This is a genomic window from Novosphingobium sp. YAF33 (assembly GCF_052113265.1).
In the GTDB taxonomy this organism is placed as follows: Bacteria; Pseudomonadota; Alphaproteobacteria; order Sphingomonadales; family Sphingomonadaceae; genus Novosphingobium.
In genome coordinates, this window is sequence record NZ_JBFRCW010000004.1 from 284,546 (window position 1) to 303,337 (window position 18,792).

Annotated in this window: 15 protein-coding genes; 6 read left to right on the forward strand and 9 right to left on the reverse strand. The window is 66.7% G+C overall.

Features of this window, described 5'->3' with window-relative positions:
• Positions 1-5 precede the first annotated feature (5 nt).
• From AB4Z00_RS10590 to AB4Z00_RS10610, 5 genes are all read right to left on the reverse strand, one after another.
• Entirely contained in the window at positions 6-962 is a 957-nt protein-coding gene (locus tag AB4Z00_RS10590; protein ID WP_442045886.1) for a hypothetical protein, read from the reverse strand.
• A gap of 76 nt (positions 963-1,038) precedes the next feature.
• Positions 1,039-1,851 carry a CpsD/CapB family tyrosine-protein kinase gene (locus AB4Z00_RS10595; protein WP_442045887.1) on the reverse strand — a complete coding sequence of 271 codons (813 nt, stop codon included), beginning with the start codon at positions 1,849-1,851 and terminating at the stop codon, positions 1,039-1,041.
• On the reverse strand, positions 1,848-3,386 hold the full coding sequence (locus AB4Z00_RS10600; protein ID WP_442045888.1) for a GumC family protein: 1,539 nt from the start codon (positions 3,384-3,386) through the stop codon (positions 1,848-1,850). Before AB4Z00_RS10600 ends, AB4Z00_RS10595 begins: the two co-directional genes overlap by 4 nt.
• Positions 3,383-4,435, reverse strand: a complete 1,053-nt coding sequence (locus AB4Z00_RS10605) for a hypothetical protein (protein ID WP_442045889.1) — start codon at positions 4,433-4,435, stop codon at positions 3,383-3,385. Before AB4Z00_RS10605 ends, AB4Z00_RS10600 begins: the two co-directional genes overlap by 4 nt.
• Before the next feature lie 110 nt (positions 4,436-4,545).
• Positions 4,546-5,253 (reverse strand): polysaccharide biosynthesis/export family protein, encoded by a 708-nt coding sequence (locus tag AB4Z00_RS10610; RefSeq protein ID WP_442045890.1) that lies wholly within the window; start codon positions 5,251-5,253, stop codon positions 4,546-4,548.
• A gap of 279 nt (positions 5,254-5,532) precedes the next feature.
• On the opposite strand from AB4Z00_RS10610, the gene AB4Z00_RS10615 reads away from it, so the two are divergent.
• The 4 genes from AB4Z00_RS10615 (at position 5,533) to AB4Z00_RS10630 (ending at position 12,033) form a co-directional block, all read left to right on the forward strand.
• On the forward strand, positions 5,533-6,432 hold the full coding sequence (locus AB4Z00_RS10615; RefSeq protein ID WP_243654210.1) for a WecB/TagA/CpsF family glycosyltransferase: 900 nt from the start codon (positions 5,533-5,535) through the stop codon (positions 6,430-6,432).
• Positions 6,433-6,503: 71 nt separating this feature from the next.
• Positions 6,504-7,991 (forward strand): hypothetical protein, encoded by a 1,488-nt coding sequence (locus AB4Z00_RS10620; RefSeq protein ID WP_442045891.1) that lies wholly within the window; start codon positions 6,504-6,506, stop codon positions 7,989-7,991.
• A complete protein-coding gene (locus tag AB4Z00_RS10625; RefSeq protein ID WP_442045892.1) occupies positions 7,988-9,553 on the forward strand; it encodes an O-antigen ligase family protein in 1,566 nt (521 codons plus the stop codon). The genes AB4Z00_RS10620 and AB4Z00_RS10625 overlap by 4 nt, the downstream gene beginning before the upstream one ends.
• Before the next feature lie 290 nt (positions 9,554-9,843).
• Positions 9,844-12,033, forward strand: a complete 2,190-nt coding sequence (locus AB4Z00_RS10630) for a TonB-dependent receptor (protein WP_314466466.1) — start codon at positions 9,844-9,846, stop codon at positions 12,031-12,033.
• 65 nt (positions 12,034-12,098) lie between these two features.
• On the opposite strand, the gene AB4Z00_RS10635 is transcribed toward AB4Z00_RS10630, so the two are convergent.
• Both AB4Z00_RS10635 and AB4Z00_RS10640 read right to left on the reverse strand, forming a co-directional pair.
• Positions 12,099-12,731, reverse strand: coding sequence for a class GN sortase (locus tag AB4Z00_RS10635; RefSeq protein ID WP_442045893.1), 633 nt, complete (start codon positions 12,729-12,731; stop codon positions 12,099-12,101).
• Positions 12,728-14,962 (reverse strand): marine proteobacterial sortase target protein, encoded by a 2,235-nt coding sequence (locus tag AB4Z00_RS10640; RefSeq protein WP_442045894.1) that lies wholly within the window; start codon positions 14,960-14,962, stop codon positions 12,728-12,730. Before AB4Z00_RS10640 ends, AB4Z00_RS10635 begins: the two co-directional genes overlap by 4 nt.
• Positions 14,963-15,142: 180 nt before the next feature.
• Between AB4Z00_RS10640 and AB4Z00_RS10645 the strand changes: the two genes are divergently transcribed.
• On the forward strand, positions 15,143-15,922 hold the full coding sequence (locus AB4Z00_RS10645; RefSeq protein ID WP_442045895.1) for a helix-turn-helix domain-containing protein: 780 nt from the start codon (positions 15,143-15,145) through the stop codon (positions 15,920-15,922).
• A 15-nt stretch (positions 15,923-15,937) separates the two neighbouring features.
• Here the strand turns inward: AB4Z00_RS10645 and AB4Z00_RS10650 are convergent, their stop codons facing one another.
• A complete protein-coding gene (locus tag AB4Z00_RS10650) occupies positions 15,938-17,392 on the reverse strand; it encodes a CYTH and CHAD domain-containing protein (protein WP_442045896.1) in 1,455 nt (484 codons plus the stop codon).
• Between the two features lie 306 nt (positions 17,393-17,698).
• Here AB4Z00_RS10650 and AB4Z00_RS10655 point away from each other — a divergent pair, with 306 nt between their 5' ends.
• Complete coding sequence (locus AB4Z00_RS10655) at positions 17,699-18,178, forward strand: carboxymuconolactone decarboxylase family protein (protein WP_134095551.1); 480 nt, start codon at positions 17,699-17,701, stop codon at positions 18,176-18,178.
• A gap of 45 nt (positions 18,179-18,223) precedes the next feature.
• On the opposite strand, the gene AB4Z00_RS10660 is transcribed toward AB4Z00_RS10655, so the two are convergent.
• Positions 18,224-18,712: an RrF2 family transcriptional regulator gene (locus AB4Z00_RS10660; protein ID WP_431567592.1), complete on the reverse strand. Its 489-nt coding sequence runs from the start codon at positions 18,710-18,712 to the stop codon at positions 18,224-18,226.
• Positions 18,713-18,792: the final 80 nt, after the last annotated feature.

An 18,792-nucleotide genomic window follows, 5' to 3' on the forward strand; every position in this document is an offset into this window, starting at 1 on the left:
CGTGTTCACAGACTGGCGGGCGGGATCAGCTTGAGCAGGGGCGGCAGACGGCGGCGCCAGAGCGCTGCGCGCCGCTGCCGCTCCGGCAGACGGCGCACCATCCACTCGATGTCCGCGCGGGAAAGGCCGGTCCGCTCACAAAGAAACGGGTGGCGCGGCGGGTCGGCGAAGTAGCTGTAGAACAGGGCGGCGCGATCGCGCGAGATGGCCGGCTTGCCGCGGTGGAAATAGCGAGCCGTATCGCAGAAGACCACGGTGCCGCGCGGGCCTACACAGCTCACCACATCGACTTCATAGCCTGCGCCGAGGCGTTGCTCCAGTTCACGGTCATCGGACAGGGCATAGGTGAAACCCTTAAGATCGTCCTGCAGGGTATCGGGCCGCGAGATCTGCTGGAAGGGCCCGCCCGCGTCATCGACGGCATGGAGATAGACGGCCACCTTCAACATGCGCCGGTCCTCCCAGTCGCGGTGCCACTTGCGGGTGGAGACGGCCCTCCCATCGGCGACCGTGTAGTTGATGGCGACGCCGTCGTAGGCGGCCGGCAGGCCCAGGTAGGCTTCGGCAATGTCCAGCAGGCGGTCCTGGAGGCCCCATCGGAAGATCATGGCGCTCCGCACGATCTTTTCCGGCGGCACGATGATGAAGGAACGTCCCTCACGAGAGAGGGCACGGGCGGAATCCGCAAAGTTTTCCGCCAGTGCCGCGGCGCGCGACAGGACGGCCTCTCCCCCCGGAATGCCGAGCGCGCCAAGCGTGGTGACGTGGATTCCCCGCGTGTCGAGGTCTTCGACGATCCCTGCGTCAGGCAGTGACAGCTGGGGCAGGGAGGCGCGGTGGCGCAGGACGGTGGCATCGTAGCGATGGCCGAGCCAGCTGCGGACATGGCGCTGGTTGAACAGCTTCAGCGTCGTGCGCGCGGGCAGGTCGCGCAGCCATTGACTGTCCTTGAGGCCGATCATGGCGCGTCTCCCCGGCGCATGGACGCCTGAACCCGAAAGCCATGTCGCGGCGATGAGGAACCGGCGCGGGCGATGCTCATGTCCCCTTCCGTCCGGTTGCGGGCGCCGTCCTGCCGGACATCTCGCGATCCGTGCCGCGACCGGCGGGATAGCCGTATTCATTGCGCCGCGCGGGCTGAGAAAGGGACATGTTGAGGATCGAACCGATGATCGGCGTGCCGCCCAGCGCGCCGGTCACTTCGCGCACGCCGCTCTTTCGGCTGCGGCCCTCCTGTGCGACCAGAAGCACGCCGTCGATGTTGCGGGCGATGTGGACGAGGTCGTCGCCAATCAGCGCCGGGGGGGTGTCGATGATGCAGATCGCCTCTTCCGCCTCGGCGGCGATATGCCGCAAGGCATGGGCAAGGCGCGGGGAGGCCAGGAGTTGCTCGGCGCTCGGGTGAGCGCGGCGGACGCGGTGGACGGCCAGGTCGACCCCGTCGATGCGGGTCGCCGTGTCGCTCCAGGCAGCTTCTCCTGCCAGGTAGTCGTCGATCCCCGGCCCGGCGCCCGCCAGCCCGAGGCGCGCGCCGAGGGTGGGACGGCGCAAGTCCAGTTCGACCAGTATGGTCGGCCGCACGCGGCTGAGTACGGCCGCGAGGTTCGTCGCGACATGGGTCTTGCCGTTCCCCGCCTCGATCGAGGTGATGGCGAAAGTGCGATGCCCGGTCGCCTCGACATGCGCCAGCAGCGTGGAGCGGATCATGAAGAAGGGATAGAGCTGCTCGCTCATCTGCCCGAAACCGCAGATGCGGTTCTCTGCAAGGTGCCGCGGATCGAGCAGTGCCGGGGCCTCGTCCGGAATGCCGGCCGTTCGCAGCAGCGGCGGGATACCGGGTTCGGCGTTCATCGGTTCGCCTCCGTGGAGAGGCCGGGCAGATAGGCGCGCAGCCTTGTGAGGATCTCGTCTGCCAGACGCGAGAAGCGGCTCTCCTCGGTCACCAGCGGCACGACCCCGAAGGAGGGCACCTGCATGGTCCGCGCCAATGTATCGGCGCCGTGGATGGTGCCGCTCAGCAGTTCGAAGCCCAGGATCATGCAAAGGCCCACTGCGGCCCCCCCGGCAATGCCCAGGGCCAGGAGTATCGCCGGTTTCAGTCCCAGCGGTTGCAGCGGCAGGCTGGGCTGGTCGACCACGGTAAAGCGCTCGCCCTTGTCTTCCGACTGGAGGTTGGCCGCGACTTGCGCCTCCAGCTGCTTTTCACGCAGGGAATCGTACTGGCGCTTGATGTTGTCGTATTCGCGCTCGATCATGTTGAGTTCGTAGGCGGCCTGCGGGGCCTGCGCGGCGCGCTGGTCGAGGTCGGCCATGGTGTGCACCAGCTCGGCCCGCCGGCTGGCAAGCACGCCGATCCGTTGCCGTCCGGCGGCGATTTCGGTTTCGATGAGGTTGGTTCCGGCCGGGGGCAGGTGCGATTGCAAGGCCTTCTGCCGCTCCAGTTCGGCCCGCGCGGCCACGACGTCCGGGAAGACATCGGAATGGACCGCGAGCAGCTGCGCCAGCCGGTCCTCTGCCCGGCGCACACCGTCGGCGCCGCTGGGCGGGGCCTGTCGAAGCTCCTGCTGGCGGGCGGCGAGCAGGCCGTTCTGCTGGACCAGCCCCTGCGTTTCCGCGTCCGTGCGCGAGACTTCGGCGCGCAGGGCCGAACTGGACTGCGCGCTGAGGGCCACGCTGCTGGGCAGGGCGCCGGCATAATGCGCCTCCACGCTGCGCCGCTTGTCCTCAAGGTCCCGCAGCTGCCGCCGCAGTTCCTCCGAGCGGCTCTCCAGGAACGAGGCCGTTCCCGTCGCCTGTTCGGTGCGGAAGCGCTTGTCCTCGACCAGGAACATGCGCGTGAGCTGCTCGGTGACGTTACGCGCCTTGAGCGCGTCGGGATATTTGAACGAGAGCGTGAAAGCGATCGTGCTGCCGCCGCCGCGTGCCTGGTCCGCGCCGACCAGATCGACGCCGATGTCGCCGCGCATCACGTCCAACAGGCCGGGGAAATCGATGCGGGTGCGCTTGTCGGGATAGAGGTCGTTGCCGCGGATGAGCCCGGCCAGGCTGTCGCGGCTGACGATCTGCTGGCGGATCTTCGCGATCCGCTCGTCCGCGATATCGGTCAGCGGCGAGGCGATGAGGCTGGTGGGGATCTGCGGGGAATCGATCAGCAACGTCGCCGCCGACTGGTAGACCGGCTTGCGCAAGGCCACGGCAATGCCCGCGGCCAGAAGACCCAGCACGATCGGCGCGATCATCCAGCGCCAGCGCCGGCGGAACATCGCCAGGATCTCGCGTGGGTAGATGCCGATGCTGTCGGGATCGACGCCAAGCGCCGAAAGGGCCTGGTCGCTGCTTCGTGCAGGTGCCGGGCCTCGTGAAAGTGAGGGTGAGGGCCGGTTCATGGCCGGGGTATCCGGTAGAGCAGCCCGGTGCGGAACGTCAGCGAGTTCAGCCTGATGTCGCTAAGTCCCGTCCTTTGCTGAAATTCCGCGCCGCCATAGAGCAAGAGCTGTCCGTCCAGCCGGTGCTCATAGCGGGAAGTGAGGCTGAGGACTTCGATGTCCGGCAGGTTGCCGCCCGGGCCGCCGCTTTGGGGAGAACGGCGATATTCCCCGCGTGCGATGAGCCGCCCTCGCTCGCTGCTGCGCCAGTCCAGGCTGGTCGCGGCGGAGACTTCGCGCTGGATGCCGCCGAAGCTGCTGACCACCGAGGCGACGGCGGCGGAAGCGCAGAAGCGGATATGTCCCGGTTCGTGGCAAAGGCTGCCGTTCCCGGAGAATTGCACCGGCCCGCTCTCGCGCCCGCTGCCCGGCGTGAGGCGCGAGAGTCGGGTTACGCCGATCTCGATCTCGGCATTCCAGGCACGGGGAAAGCGCCGGATCGCCTTGGCCTGGACGGCCCAGGCGTGCGGATCGCCCCCGCTGCTCGAGCGGCTCGACGTGATCTGTCCGCCCAGGCCGAGCGTGGTGGCGGCATCGATCCGGTTCTCCGCGCCGAAGTCGAGCGAAACGGCGTCGGTCGGCGTCAGCAGCAGGGAGCCGCGCGGATCGATGCGGCTCCAGCCCAGCCTGGCATTCAGTGCGGTGCGGGCGTCGGTATGGATGGTCACGCCTTGGGCCACCTCGTAGCGGTCCTGAAGGCTGACCGGGTCGATCGCGCTGTCGAGGCTGGAGGCCACGGCCTCCACCGGCAGGACACGCTCAAAGGAAAGTTCGGTGCGCAGCGACAGGTATTCGTTGCGGCGGTGGACCAGCGCCAGTTCGGCGCTGCCGGTCAGGAAATTTCCGTATTCGCGGGTATACTGGCGATAGGCCAGCGAACCGCCGGTCTCGATCCTGGTGCGGAAGTCGAGCGGCCATTCGGCGCTGGCCTTTCCGGCGATCTGTCCGCCCAGGGTGACGGCATCGTCACCGGGCAGCAGGAAGGGATTGCGGGCGGCGAACAGGCTCATGTCGACCTCGATACGGGGCTGGTTCTGCGCCGCAGACCGGGCCGGAAGCATTGCAGCGAGTGCGAGAGCGCCGATCGCGAGAGCAGGAAGCGGACCACGCTGCCGCGCCTTCACGGAATGACGAGGACGTCGCCGCTCGACAGGGTCGGCAGCGGCTTGGCGAGATTGCCGGGATCGAGGCTGCGACCGCCCTTCAGCAGGCGCTGGAGCTGCACGGGTTCCACCACCTGGCCTTGCGCCGTCTGCCGCAGGATCACGGCATGACGGACATCCGCGAACTCGGCGGTGCCCCCGGCCATGCTGAGGGCCTGAAGGACGTTCGGCGCGGTGCCGCTGGTGAAGCTGCCGGGCGTGCGGACTTTGCCCAGGACATAGAAGCGCATGCCCGTCGCCCCGCGCAGCGAGACGGTGACATCGGGCGGCGCCGTGCGATAATTGAGGGAAATGCGCTCGCGCAGCTCCGCCGCGATGTCGGAGACATTGCGGCCGCTCGCCTTGATCGTACCGGCGAGGGGGAACGCGAAGGTTCCGTCGGGCTGGACCAGCACCTGCCGCTGCATCCGCTCCTCGCCCCACACGAAGACCTCGAGTTCGTCGCCCGCGTTCACGGTATAGCGGGTGGAGGCAGCGGACTGCGGCTGGGCGCCTGCTGCCGATACGGCCACTGCCGTCACGGCTTCACCGGCCTCCTTGGCCGCAAGGTGACCGCACATGGCCCATGACAGGAGCGCCAGGCATCCGGCGAATGCGCGAAAGATGCGCGCGGCGCGGCGGCCTGACTTTCCGGAACGCATGGACGACGCGCGGGCAAAGGACACGATACCTCCCTGGACGCGGGCTCTCTCCCGCAGTCCGGTCAGGAGGGTATCGGTCGGGCCAAACGCCCGTAATCGTTCGATCGGGGGGCGGGCTTCACGGGTAGGAGAATTCGCCAGTGGCCTGATCGGCGCCTGCATCGACAGGACGGCGGAAGCGGATCGGCAAATGCGGATGGCGGAAAGGGGGACCGGAATCTTCGCAGGCGGATGCACGGTCCCGGTAGCCACAAGAGATCGGCGACCGGCCCTGCGGCATATTCGTCCACGGGGAGAAACACCATGTACCTCGACAAGTTCCACAAGACTTCGGGAGAATTCGCGCCGGCTGACATGCGCGAGCTGGCTGCTCTGGTGGCGGCCACTTCTGCAACTCTGGCAGAGCCTCTTTCGGCACTTGAGCGGCCCGATCCCGGTCCCGTGGAATTTCTCGAACTGGCTTTCACGCGGATCGACATGGCAGGGGCGCTCGACGCCATCGTTTCGCGCCCGCCGTCAGCACCGTTCGCTTATGTGGTGACGCCCAATGTCGACCATGTGGTGCGGCTGCAGCGCCGTCGCTCGGACCTCTGGCCCGCTTATCGCGGCGCCTGGATGACACTCTGCGACAGCAGGATCCTGGCGAAGATGGCCAGGGCGGTGGGGCAGGACCTTCCCGTGGTGACCGGCAGCGACCTCACCGCCGCCCTGTTCGACCACCATATCGATCGGAACGACAGGGTCGCGATCCTGGGCGGCAGCGAGGACATGGTGGCCCGGATCGCCGCCCGCTACGGGCTCTGCGATCTGCACCACTACAATCCGCCGATGGGCTTCATCCGTGATCCGCGCGAAGTGACGCGGGCCGTAAGGTTCCTGGCCAACACCAAGGCTCGGTATGTCTTCCTGGCGGTCGGATCGCCGCAGCAGGAGATCATTGCCCGGCGCCTCGCCCGGGCCGGTGCGGCCTGCGGTATCGGCTTCTGCGTGGGGGCGGGACTGGAGTTCCTCACCGGCGACCAGGAACGCGCGCCGCGCCTGATGCAGCAGATGTCTCTGGAGTGGCTCTACCGCCTGGGATCCGATCCGCAGCGCTTGTGGCGGCGCTACCTGATCGATGGGCCGCAGATATTCCGCATCCACCAGACCTGGCGGAGGATGACCCTTGGGCTCCAGAACGCGGCCGGGGGACTGACACCCTGAAACGGACCGCGATCGCGCTGTCGCTATGCGCGGTCGCGGCGGCGGCCGTGGCGGTTTTCGGGCCTCAGGCCGTGCGCCGCCATTCTCTCGTCGAGCAGGCACGCTCGGCGCAGGATGTGGCGCGGCCGAGCATCGTTCCGGCAGCCGCACCTCCCACCGCCCTGGGCATCAATCTGTTCGGGCTTCAGACCTTCAATCGGCAGCAGGTCTTCTCCAACATGATCCTGCAAAGCGAGTGGTTCTCTTCGCGCGGGGATGGCTGGACGCCGATGCCCTCCCAGCAGCTCGATGCCGCGGGGTGGGTGCGCAGCCTGGAACCGGGGCAAACAGCGCCGCGTCCGCTGGTCCTGCCTGCTGCGCCGTTTCGGATGATGGCGGTGCGGTGCACTTTTGCCGGCCGCGGCGGGCTGGAGGCTGGCGGTGTGGCACGTGTTCTCGGCGCTTCTGCCGGCGCGGTCGATCTGGAACTGCGGCCAACGGGAGCGGAAGGCGAGGGCGCCTGGGTCGAGCTGATTTCCACCGACCCGGCCGATCCCTTGCGCGAACTCGATTGCCGCAAGGCGGGCGCTCCGCGCAGCCAGCGGTTCGACCCGGAATTCCTCGCCTTCCTCTCCGGCTTCAAGGTCGTTCGCTTTCTCGACTGGCAGCGCACCAACGACAATGCGCCAGCCTCGTGGGCGACCCGCAGCCTTCCCGGCAGCGGGTCTCAGGTTGGTGTGGCGGGCGCCTCGGTCGAGGACATGGTCGCCCTTGCCAATGCCGCCGGCGCGGACCCGTGGTTCCTCATGCCCTACGATGCCGACGCGGATTATCTGCGCGGCTTCGCGGCGCTCGTCCACGCGCGCCTCGATCCGGGGCGCAAAGTCTATGTCGAACTTGGCAACGAAGTGTGGAACGACATCTTCGACGCCTCGGGCCAGGCTGAGCGGGAGGGACTGGCCCTCGGGCTTGGCGGCGGCGATCCCATGCGGGCACGGATGGAGCGCTATTCCCAGCGCATGGTCGCGGCCATGCGCATCTGGACCGCGATCTATGCCGACCGGCCGCAGGCGCTGATCCGGGTATGTGCCAGCCAGCATGCCAATCCCGAGCTTGCGCGCATGGTCCTGAACTATGGCCATGCGGACCGCTGGGTGGATGCTCTGGCAACCGCGCCTTATCTCTGGCTGGAACTTGACGGCTATCGCAAGCGGGATCTCGATCGCATCTTCACGCAGATGCCGGGTTCGATGGAGCGGACGCTGGCGATGGCGGAGGCCAATCGCGCCGTGGCGGCCCGGCATGGCCTGCGCTACATCGCCTATGAAGGCGGCCAGCATCTCGTCACCACCGATCTGGACCTCGCGCGGGCCGTGCAGCGCGATCCGCGCATGGGCGAGGTCTATCTGCGCTACCTCGAAGGCTGGCGCCGCCGTTTCGGCGGTACCCTGGTACTCTACGCGGCGACCGCGCCGATCGGCGAATATGGCTCATGGGGCCTGCGCGAATATGCCGGTCAGCCTGCGGCCGAGACGCCGAAGCTCTCGGCCGTGCGCCGCTTTCAGGCGGAAGCGCCGTGAACCGCCACGCGGTTCAGTCGATGATGGGGACGGGCGGGCTCTTCGCCTTGCTGGCGGTCGCCTATTACAGCATCCATTCGGCGCTCTATGTCGCTTGTGCGAGCGGTGCGGGCGTCGCGCTGTTCCTGATTTGCCTTCGCCGCGTCCACCGCGAGGAAATGGCCATGCGCAGCCTGTTCTGCGTGATGGCGCTGCCGATGCTGGCCTGGTCGCTCCCGGCGGTGCGGCTGCTGCATCTGGCGATGTGTTTCTGGGTGCCGGTGGTGGCGGGGCGGCGCGAACGTATCGCTCCGCTCTATCTGTTCAGCATGTTGCTGCTGCCTCCGCTGGACGCCCCGGTGGAAATCGGCGGGTTGAAGCTGTTCGATTTCGGGGTGCAGGACGGGCTTGCCATTGGCGCGGCAGTGGCGATCTGGCTGAAGTTCCGGAAATCGGAAAGCGCGCCGCGGCGGCTGACCAGCGATGGATGGGTCGCCGCGTTCCTGCTCATGCTGGGCCTTGCCCTCTCGCGCGAGACMACGGCCACGAATTTCCTTAGAACGACAGTCAATCTCGTCCTCGACCTGGGCCTACCCTATTATATCCTCAGCCGCGGCGTGACGAGCACCGAGGGGCAGCGCATGGCCCTGCGCTGGCTGGCCTGCGGGGGCGTGGCGCTGACGGCGGTGCTGGTCCTGGAAATCTGGCGCAGTTGGCCGATCTACAATGAGCTTTACGGCCAGTATAACGTGCCGATGATGCTGCTGGTGAAGGCCCGCGGCGGTTTGATGCGGGCCGGGGGACCGTTCGTGGAGCCGACCTCCATCGCGCTGGTCCTGGCCATGTGCTTCGCCGCTCTCAGCCTGCTGCGGGAGGATTTTCGATCTGCCCTGCGTCATTCCGGGCTGCTGGCGATCACGTTCCTTGGGGTGTCGGCGCCGCAATCGCGGGGCGCCTGGATCGGGCTCGCGCTCGCATCGGTGGCCATGGCGATCTATCGGGGACGCTGGCGCTCGCTGCTTGCCTGTGCCGGTGGGATCGGCCTGGCGCTGGGCATCGTCTTCGTGACGGCCCAGCTTTCCCCCACTTTTGCCGAAGCGCTGGGGCTGTCCGACGGGGGCGCCAACGAGACTACGACCTATCGCCGCGATCTTTTCGAAAAGGGCAAGGAAGTGTTCTGGCAAAGCCCGATGTTCGGGCATTCGATGCCGCGGCTCAATGTGCTGCTGGCAGACTTGCGGCAGGGAGAGGGAATCATCGATTTCGTGAACACCTACCTCTGGATCGCGCTGATCGCCGGATCGGCGGGGCTGGCGATCTTCATCGGCAACTTCCTCGACCCTCTCGTTTCGCTGTGGAAGCGCCGCCGCGTCCTGCGGCGCACGCCGGGAGAGGCTCCCGCGGCCTTCGTGTTCGGGGTGCTGGTGATGCTGAGCGAGATGCTGTTCTTCACCTCCTTCGGCGGGCGTCCCGCTTTCCTGACGCTGGGGCTGTTCGGACTGTCTGCCACTATCCTGGCGAGACCGCAGGCCCGACGCGCCCCGCTGCAATGGATGCCGGACGGCGCCCCGCTGCGCGCATGAACCGCGGATCGACTTTTTGCTGGACGGCACTTCTGTCGCGAAAACCCGGCAGCACCATGCGACTCTGCCGAAGGCGAGAAAAAGGCCATCGAAGTCAACGACGTTGATGGTGCGCTGCAAAAACATCGGGGAGCCACGCAACGAAGCGGCACCGTGATATTTCTACAACATTTCCGCCCGATCTTATTTCTGCAACGCAGCATCGAAAACAATGCGTTTGCGAGTGCACCCGCAAGTCCCTACTCCGCGCGACAAACAAGGTCTCAGGGTAATCAGGGTTTCATAAAAACATGACTCAGCGTCGATTCCGCCATCGTGCCGCCGTTTCGCTCATCGCTCTTGCTTGCGCCCTGCCGGCCGCAGCGCAGGCGCAGAGCGTCGCCTCGCCCGCCAGCGAAGGCGCCAGCAGCACCGATATCGTGGTCACCGCGACCCGCCGCGAAGAACGCGCCGTCGACGTGCCGATCGCCGTATCGTCGCTGAGCGGAGACAAGCTCGCCGCGATCAATTCCAGCGGCCAGGATATCCGCTTCCTGTCCGGCCGCGTGCCCAGCCTTCTGGCGGAATCGTCGTTCGGCCGTACTTTCCCGCGCTTCTACATTCGCGGCCTGGGCAATACCGACTTCTCGTCGGACGCGGCCCAGCCGGTCTCGGTCGTATACGACAACATCGCGCTCGAAAGCCCGTTCCTGAAGGCTTTCCCGGCCTTCGACCTTGAGAACATCGAAGTGCTCAAGGGCCCGCAGGGTACCCTGTTCGGCCGCAACACCCCGGCCGGCGTGATCAAGCTGACCTCGGCCCGCCCGACCGACCATTACACCGGCCACGGCAGTGTTTCCTGGGGCACCTACAACACGATCAACAGCGAACTCGCGCTGAGCGGCCCGATCACCGAAACCCTGCGCTTCCGCGTTGCCGGCAACCTGCAGCACCGCGACGACTGGGTGAAGAACGACTACGCCGAGACGATCAACGAGCGCCGCTTCGACGGTTACGACGATCTCGCCGGCCGTGCCCTGCTGGAATACGACAACGGCCCGCTCAACGTCCTGGTGAACCTCCATGGCCGCCACTTGCGCGGTTCGGCCCGCGTGTTCCGCGGCAACACCATCAAGCCCGGCACCAACGACTTCGTGGACGGTTTCGACGTCGAGCATACCGCGCAGAACGGTTCCAACCCGCAGCGCCTCGACGGCTGGGGCACCAACGTCCAGGCCAGCTACGATTTCGACGGCCTGGGCACCCTGTTCTCGGTGACCGGCTGGGAAAAGGTGAAGGTCTTCTCGCGCGGTGACGTGGACGGCAGCTATCCCGCCGCAGTGCCCTTCTCGGTCGAGAGCGGCAGCAAGGCCAAGCCGCGCGAATTCACGCAGGAACTGCGCTTCGCCTCGGAAAAGTTCGGCGACGTCAGCTTCCAGGCCGGCGCCTACTACTTCAACCAGAACCTCGACACCGAGGCGCTGAGCTGGAGCACCACCAACGTCCAGACCAACGGCAACACCAGCCATCTCGACAACGAGACTTACGCGGTGTTCGGCTCGGTCGAATATACCCCGGTGGAATCGCTCATCCTGCGCGGCGGCCTGCGCTGGTCGCATGACCGCAAGTACGGCAACCTCAACGCCGCCGATGGCGTGCTGCTTTCCGAAGGCCGGGCCAAGGGCTCGAAGGTTTCCTGGGATGGCAGCGCCACTTACAAGCTGGACCCGGACCACTCGCTCTACGCCCGCGCCGCTTCGGGCTACCTGGGCGCTTCACTGAAGAACGACGCCGTCTCGGGTGTCGCCTCGGAAGCCAAGCCGCAGACCACGACCTCGTTCGAAGTCGGCTTCAAGGGCGAAGAGCGCGGACTGGTCAGCTACTCGGCGGACGTGTTCTACATGAACACGCGCAATATCCAGCTCACCGCCGTGGGCGGCGCGTCCAACACGACCACGCTGATCAACGCGAAGAAGGCGATCGGCTGGGGCGTCGAGGGCGAAATGGCGATCACCCCGGTGGAGGGCCTCTCCCTGACCGCAGGTGGCAGCTACAACTTCACCAAGCTCAAGGACTCGGACCTGAGGGTCGAGCCCTGCTCGGGCGGCTGCACCGTGCTCGATCCGGTCGTGGCGGGCACCTCGCTCGTCTCCATCGACGGCAACCGCCTGCCGCAGGCGCCGCGCTGGATCGCCAATTGGACGGCCAGCTACACGGTGCCGATCAGCGAGAACCAGGAAGTCTTCGCTTACACCGACTGGGCCTACCGCAGCTCGGTCAACCTGTTCCTCTACGATTCGGTGGAATTCACCGGCAAGGCATCGCTGGAAGGCGGCCTGCGTGCAGGCTGGCGTGACAATGCCATGGGCATCGAAGTGGCCGCTTTCGCGCGCAACATCACCAACCAGATCCGCATCGTCGGCGCCATCGACTTCAACAACCTGACCAGCATGGTCAACGAGCCGCGCATCATCGGCGGCGAAGTGAAGTTCCACTTCTGATGTAACGGCCTCGCCGGTCCCGGTTCATGGGGCCGGCCGGCGAGGCTTTTCATCTGCGGTGCGGTTCACCGGCTGACCGCTTCGGCATGGACGACGTAGCGCCACGGGCCGCTCCGGATCGCGTCGAAGGGAAAACAGGTCACCAGATCCAGCCTTTCGCCGAGCGGCGCATCGGCCACGGCGTAGCCGTCCCATCGCACCACTTCGGCACCGGTGACGCGGTAGCGCCGTTCCAGGCCTTCGCGGGTCTGGACGAAGATGAGATCGCCTTTCTTCATATCGCGCAGAAACCGGAAATGGGTGTCGCGATGGGCGGCGACCACGGCGGTTCCAGCCTGTCCCAAGGCCGCTCCACCCGGCAGCAGCGTCGGGCCGAAAGCCAGAGCCTGGCCCGATCCGCTGTCCAGCACGATCCTTGAGATGCCAAGGCCGGGAACCACCAGCCGGGCCGTGGGGGTCATGTCGGCCCAGGGCCAAGGCTTGCGCGGGGCGTGATCGACGCGACTGCGGTCGAAGGCGCGGTCCAGCAGGACCTGAGCCGCTGCGGCTTTGGCGGGGATGTAGAGCCCGCATGCGATCTGCGCCAGGCCGGTCAGGCACAGCCCGAGCAGGAGGATGACCAGGAGGCCGCGTCCTCGCGCGACCTCCTTCAAACGGTTGGACCAGAGGGGCGCCGTCCGCAGGATTGCGACGTTCATGCCGCCCTCCGGCGCAGGAGCAGGGCGAAGCCGGTCATGCCCGCCAGCAGCAGCGCCAGCCCCTTGCCGATCAGGCCGAGAAAGCCGGTCGCGGTCTGCGGCAGTTCCAGGGCTTGGGCCTGCATGGCAGCGAGATCGCCGGTTCCTTCCTGTCCGGGTGCTGCCTGCACCGCGTCCTGGCCGAAGAGGGCTTCGAAGTCCCAGCCGGCCGGCAGGTTGATGGGCAATTCCTCGCGCGTCAGGCGGGCACCGGCAGGCCGCGCAGGCGTTTCGTCGACGGCGACCAGGCTTGTCTGGCGCGTGACGATCGCGTGCTCCATGCCGATCCGTTCGATCTCGGCATCGGCGCGGTCGTCCTCCAGCTTGCCGAGGGCGCGGTCGGCCTCGACATCGGTGATGCGGCGATGGGCCCAGAGCTTCTCGATGGCGGGGCTGGGCAAAGCAGCCGAGAGATCCACCCGCTGCACCCAGGGCTTGCCGCCGATGTTGCCGGAGACGGTGAGCGTTCCGGAAAGCTTGTCGCTGCGGCCGACGAGCACCAGCGGCCGTCCGGCGTAGACGTCCGGCAGGCGCGAGGGGGTGAGATCCAGCGAGCCGCCTTCGACCCGCACCGAGAGATCGCGTACCGCGGGATGGCTGAGTACATCGAGTAGCGGCATCATCTTGGCAGCCACTTCGCCGGGCGCGCCGACATGGGTATAGACCCCGCCGCCGATGGTCGACATGCGCTCCATCAGGAAGTCGTTCGGCGCGGAGCCGATGCCGACCATGAAGACGTGGCTGCGGCCCCCGTCGTCCCCGATCGCGGCCATCATCTCGCGTTCGTTGGAAATCTCGCCGTCCGTGAGGAACACGATCTGGCGCAGCACTTCGGGACTGGTGCCGCCCCCGGTCCCGGCATCGTCCAGCGCGGCCTTTAGCGCGGGGAGCATCTCGGTGCCGCCTTGCGCCTGGAGCGATTCCGCGAAGCGGGTGGCGAGCGCGACCTGGTCCGAGGTGGCGGACACGCTGTGCTCGAACAGGCGCGTCATCGTGTCGTCGAAGCGGATCACGTTGAAGTGGTCCTGCGGGCGCAAGGTGCCGAGCGCGTGGATGAGGCTGGCCTTGGCCTCCTCCATGGAATCACCGCCCATCGAGCCGCTGTTGTCGATTACGAAGACCATCTCGCGCGGGGGGCGGGGAAGGCCGTCGAGATTGGCCGGCGGCGTGATTGCGGCCATGACGTAGTCGCCCTTGTCCGTATGCTGGGCGAACAGGCCGAGCGCGGGGTCGGCCGAAGCGGAGCGCCAGTCGAGCACGAAATCGCGGTTGGCGGGAACGGTGGCGTCGGCAAGGGTCACGGTGCGGTTGTCGGTGGCCCCGGCGACGTTGATCCGGTGATAGCGACTGATCAGGTTGGCAACCTCGAAGCCGGGCGCGAGATGGACCGAGATCGAGGTGGGATTGAGGCCGTCGCCCCGTCCGCCACCCAGTCTGGCGCCAAGCGCGGGATCCAGAACCGGCGGGGCGGTCACGGCATGGGCGTCCTCGACCGCCGCGGCCGAGCCCAAGGTATGCGGCGGCGTATAGCGCGGCCCCACGACCAGCGGCAGGCGCAGCGAGAACGTGCCGTTCGCCTGGCTGACCGGTGCCTGATATTCGATCGCGATCAGCACGGTCTCGCCGGGGGCGACATTGGCGACCATCGTGCTGAACATGTTGGGGCGCTGCTGCTCGACGAGACCGGCCTTGCGGCCGCTGGCCTTGGCGGCCTCATAAGTCTCACGGGCTTTCGCGCGCGGTTCGATGTGGCCGACGATCACGCGTTGGCCGACCACCATCTTCAGCGAGTCCACCGCGCCGTCCTGAGGCAGGGGGTAGAGATAGCTGGCCTCCATCCACTTGTCCGAGGTGTTGCGGAAGGCCTGGGTTACGCGCACGCTGGCAACCTGTCCGGTCACAGTGACGTCCATGTCGGTGCCGAGGCGGACCGCCGGAAGGCTTTTCGCCGCGCCTTGTCCGCGCAGCATGAGTGTGCCGGCGGCGGGCCCGTCATCCGGAGCGGCATCGTCCACCGCGGTTTCGTCGGCGACGGCGGCCGTCGAATGGACCGCCACGGCAAGCGGCGCGCCGAGCGCCAGGACGATTGCCGGGACCAGGGCGCGGCGGATGGCCAAAGTGCGGCGGATGGCCAGAATGCCGGGGCCGGAATGGCTGAGACCGAGAGGACGAGGGGCGGGGGACTGCGGCATGGCGGGCTCCATCTGCTAGGGGAGCCCTTCGTCTATGCGCATGCCATGCCGCACAGCCACGAGCAGTTTCGGCCGGTTCCGGCACGAGATGTGCGGAAATGCGGAATGCATGTGTGGGAATGCGGAACGCGCACGAAATGATTGACGACATGTGCGGATTTGTGCGGAAAGAGACGCACGATGACAGTGACCGAAACAGAGCCCGCCGATTCCTCACCGCTTTCGGCCGAGGGCGCCGAAACCGCTCGCCTCGTGCGCGAGGAGATCGCCCGCCGCCGCATCTCGCGTCAGGCGCTGGCGGACATGGCGCGCATCAGCCTGTCCACTCTGGAAAAGGCGCTGGCAGGCAAGCGCTCCTTCACGCTGGCAACGCTGCTGCGCATCGAGGAGGCGCTGGGTGTCGACTTGCGCGCGGGCCGTCCTGCGCCTGCCGCGGCGCCGGTCCTGGGCGACGTGGCGCCGGAGTCCATGGGGGCCTATGCCCGCTCGGCCGTTGCCTGGCTCGAAGGTCGCTATCTGACGATCAGGCCGAGTTTCGGCACGCCGGGCGGCCTATTCGCCTATCTCACCACCGTGCGCTGGGTGCCGGAAAAGGCCTGCCTCGGCTTTGCGGAATCAGGCCGTTCGGATTCCCGGTTCGAGCAGGCCGGCCATGTCTCGATGCCGAACCTGTCCGGACATATCTATCTCGTGACGAACGAGCAGGGCCAGTACCGCCTGGCCATCCTGTCGCGGCCCACGATCGATGGTCAGCTCTTCGGGATACTGACAACGCTGGAAGTGGGCAGCGGGTCGCAGCTCGTACCCGCCGCCGCACCGCTCGCCTTGCGCAAGTTGCCGGAGGGAGAGGATCCGCCGCTGGGTCTCGTCACGGACGGGATGCCACATTTCACGGACTACCGCGCGATGCTGGGGCGCTCGACCGACGGGGACTTCGCGCGTCTCCATCTTCCCTGCTGACCTGGACGACGCCGCTTAGCGCCAGAAGCGTTTTGCATCGACGAAAGTCTCGTAAGCCTCTGCGGCGGCTTCCAGAAGGTCCGCCTTCTTGTCGTGGCCCAGCAGGTGAGATGCCTCGGGCGCATCGGCGAGACCAAGGTTGTCGAGCAATTCCGGGGCGCCGACAAGATCGTTGAGCAGGCCCAGGCGATCCTGCAGTTCCTCCAGCGCGGAAACAAAGCGTTTGTGGCGGCGGCGCTCACGCTTCTCGGGGAAAAGCGCCACGAAGAAGTCCGTGGCATAGCGCAGCTTCTTGGCGGTCTTGCGCACTTCATGGCGCGCATGATCGTCCAGCTTCTCCAGCCGGCGCCCACCTTTCTTGACCTTGCGGCGAAAGCGTTCGAGGGCATTGGCGGCAAATTCGCGCGCCGTGGTTTCGCGTAAGGCGCGGCGATCCTCGTCGGTCAGCCAGTCCCCGATAACGAGCCATTCCGACAGGTCCAGCATGAGCATGCGCGCGCGCCGGGAATCGAGCGCGGCGATGGCCTCCAGATAGGCATCGTCCCGCGCCGTCGTGATGCGGTCGAAAAGCGGCCCTTCGCTCGCCTGGTCCGCAAGCACGTCCAGGTCTCGCGCCTTGCCCAGTTCCCCGGCCAGCCAGCGCAGTTCGCCATTGAACCAGCGGCGCGTCTCGTCCGGGAACAGGGTCTTGAAGAGCGTCAGCGCGGAGCGCAGGCGGCGGATCGCGACGCGGGACTGGTGCAGGGCTGCGCCGTCGCGGTGATGCAGTACCAGTGGCTCGTTGAGCCGGAAATGGCGCAGGCAAGCCGCTGCAATCGCCTGGGATGCCTTGCCGGCGTCCATCTCGGTTTCGAGCACGACACGGGGCGCCTTGGTCGCGGTGGGGGCGGGGCCGAGCAGGCGATAGCCGCGCTCGGCCTTGCTCGATACGCCGATGCGAACGGGAGCTATCGCATCGATCCGGCGCGCCAGGGCGAAGAGCGCGGCGGCGCTGCCTTCCTTCAGTTCCAGTTCGACTTCGCAGACCGGGGTTTCGCGTTCGGCCGCAATGACATGGCCGCGATCGAGCGTGATCTCGATGCCGTCCCGGACCCAGAGGCGGCGCTCGTTGTCCACCGTGAACACCGGGGCGAGCGAGGCAATGCGGTCTCCCAACAGCGCGGGGATCGGCGTGGTATGGTCGATGATCGGCTCGTCATCCGGAACGGGACGCTCCCATTCGGGCCGGATGAACATGCCGGCCGAGGGGCCGTCGGCTTTGACTGTCTGCACCCGCTTCGAACCGTCGCGACGCACGCGCAGCGATAGCCCGGCCTTGGACAAGTCGTGATCGGGGGTGTCGAAATAGATGGCATGTTGCGGGATGAGGGCGGGCCCGCCCGCGAACAACCCCGAGGCTTCGAGCTGATCGGCGCTGTCCGGGGCCAATTCCAGCTTGAGCTCGGCTTCCTCGTTCGCGACCGCTGTCATGGCAGGCCCTCCGGTTGACAGGCCGCGGCCGGCGGCTCGGGAGACGGCGCGCTGTCGGAGAGGAGAATGTCCCGTCCGGCGACTGCCATCGTGATGGGGATAAACGCATGAGGGCACCGATCGTTCTCGAAGCGGGCGATGGTGCGGGGAATCGGAAGGGTCACAGCCGCCTTATGGCCTATCGAAGTGACTGCCCGACGACACCGGCGGCACGGATGAGACGCCGTTGTAAGGATAAGGGCGCTTGACGGGATTGCTAATACGGATATTAAATATCCGTATTAGCAATCCCGAAGGATGAAGCGAATGTCCCAGCGTATCGATTATGCGAAGCAGGCTCCCGAACTCGTTCGCAAGATGATGGATCTGTCGGCAGCGGTGAAGAACGGCTCGATCGAGCAGAACACTTTGACGCTTGTCGACATCCGCGCATCGCAGTTGAACGGATGCGCGTTCTGCCTCGACATGCACGTCAAGGAAGCCCGAATTCACGGCGAGCGGGACCTGCGCGTCCATCATGTCGCGATCTGGCGGGAATCGCCGCTGTTCAATGCGCGCGAAAGGGCGGCTCTGGCCTGGACCGAGGCGGTGACCCGACTGGGTGAGGGCGGCGTCCCGGATGCGGTCTATGCCGAGGTTCGCGAGGCGTTTTCCGAGAAGGAGATCGTCGACCTGAACTTCGCGGTGATGACGATCAACGCCTGGAACCGACTGGCCATAGCGTTCCAGGCCGTGCCCGGTTCGGCGGACAAGCTCTACGGCCTCGAAAAAGCCAATCTGGCCTGAACTGGCGCGGGCAGCCTTGCGCGAAAGGGGCGGTTTTCGCCCCTTTCAGCCTGCTCGCTCCATCAGCCAGTCGAAGCTGCGCTTGAGCAGGTCGGCGGGCACGTCCTCCTGCAAGGTCTCCTGCAGGTCTGCCAGCGTCACGGCCGCCAGCGTCTGGCGCCAGGCCTCATCCGCGCGCCACATGATGCGGGCGACGGCACAAGGCTTGTCGTCGCAGAGGCCTTTCGGACGGCAGGGGTTGTTCGCCCTGATCTCGCTGCACTGGAATGTCGACTTGCGGCCTTCCACCGCCTCCACCACTTCGAGGAAGGTGATGGCTTGTGCCGGCCTGGCGAGGCGGTAGCCGCCGCTTGGACCCAGGGTCGTATGCACAAGCCCGGCCTTGGACAGGCCCTGCAAGGCCTTGCCGAGATATTCCTTGGGCACGCCGTGAAATTCGGAAAGGCTGCGGGTCGAGAGATAACGACCTTCAGGCAGACCGGCCATCACGGAGCAGCAATGGAGCGCCCATTCCACCTGGTTCTTGAGATTCATGCGCAGGCCAGGTCAATCATGGACATTCGATATCCTAGATTGACCTGGCCGATTGCGCAACGAAAAGGCGGCGCCTTTCA

What these genes read in the sequence shown, in the direction of transcription:
- AB4Z00_RS10590 (WP_442045886.1), bottom strand. Translation starts at nt 962, where the DNA reads ATGATCGGCCTCAAGGACAGTCAATGGCTGCGCGACCTGCCCGCGCGC.
- AB4Z00_RS10595 (WP_442045887.1), bottom strand. Translation starts at nt 1,851, where the DNA reads ATGAACGCCGAACCCGGTATCCCGCCGCTGCTGCGAACGGCCGGCATT.
- AB4Z00_RS10600 (WP_442045888.1), bottom strand. Translation starts at nt 3,386, where the DNA reads ATGAACCGGCCCTCACCCTCACTTTCACGAGGCCCGGCACCTGCACGA.
- AB4Z00_RS10605 (WP_442045889.1), bottom strand. Translation starts at nt 4,435, where the DNA reads ATGAGCCTGTTCGCCGCCCGCAATCCCTTCCTGCTGCCCGGTGACGAT.
- AB4Z00_RS10615 (WP_243654210.1), top strand. Translation starts at nt 5,533, where the DNA reads ATGTACCTCGACAAGTTCCACAAGACTTCGGGAGAATTCGCGCCGGCT.
- AB4Z00_RS10630 (WP_314466466.1), top strand. Translation starts at nt 9,844, where the DNA reads ATGACTCAGCGTCGATTCCGCCATCGTGCCGCCGTTTCGCTCATCGCT.
- AB4Z00_RS10635 (WP_442045893.1), bottom strand. Translation starts at nt 12,731, where the DNA reads ATGAACGTCGCAATCCTGCGGACGGCGCCCCTCTGGTCCAACCGTTTG.
- AB4Z00_RS10640 (WP_442045894.1), bottom strand. Translation starts at nt 14,962, where the DNA reads ATGCCGCAGTCCCCCGCCCCTCGTCCTCTCGGTCTCAGCCATTCCGGC.
- AB4Z00_RS10645 (WP_442045895.1), top strand. Translation starts at nt 15,143, where the DNA reads ATGACAGTGACCGAAACAGAGCCCGCCGATTCCTCACCGCTTTCGGCC.
- AB4Z00_RS10650 (WP_442045896.1), bottom strand. Translation starts at nt 17,392, where the DNA reads ATGACAGCGGTCGCGAACGAGGAAGCCGAGCTCAAGCTGGAATTGGCC.
- AB4Z00_RS10655 (WP_134095551.1), top strand. Translation starts at nt 17,699, where the DNA reads ATGTCCCAGCGTATCGATTATGCGAAGCAGGCTCCCGAACTCGTTCGC.
- AB4Z00_RS10660 (WP_431567592.1), bottom strand. Translation starts at nt 18,712, where the DNA reads ATGAATCTCAAGAACCAGGTGGAATGGGCGCTCCATTGCTGCTCCGTG.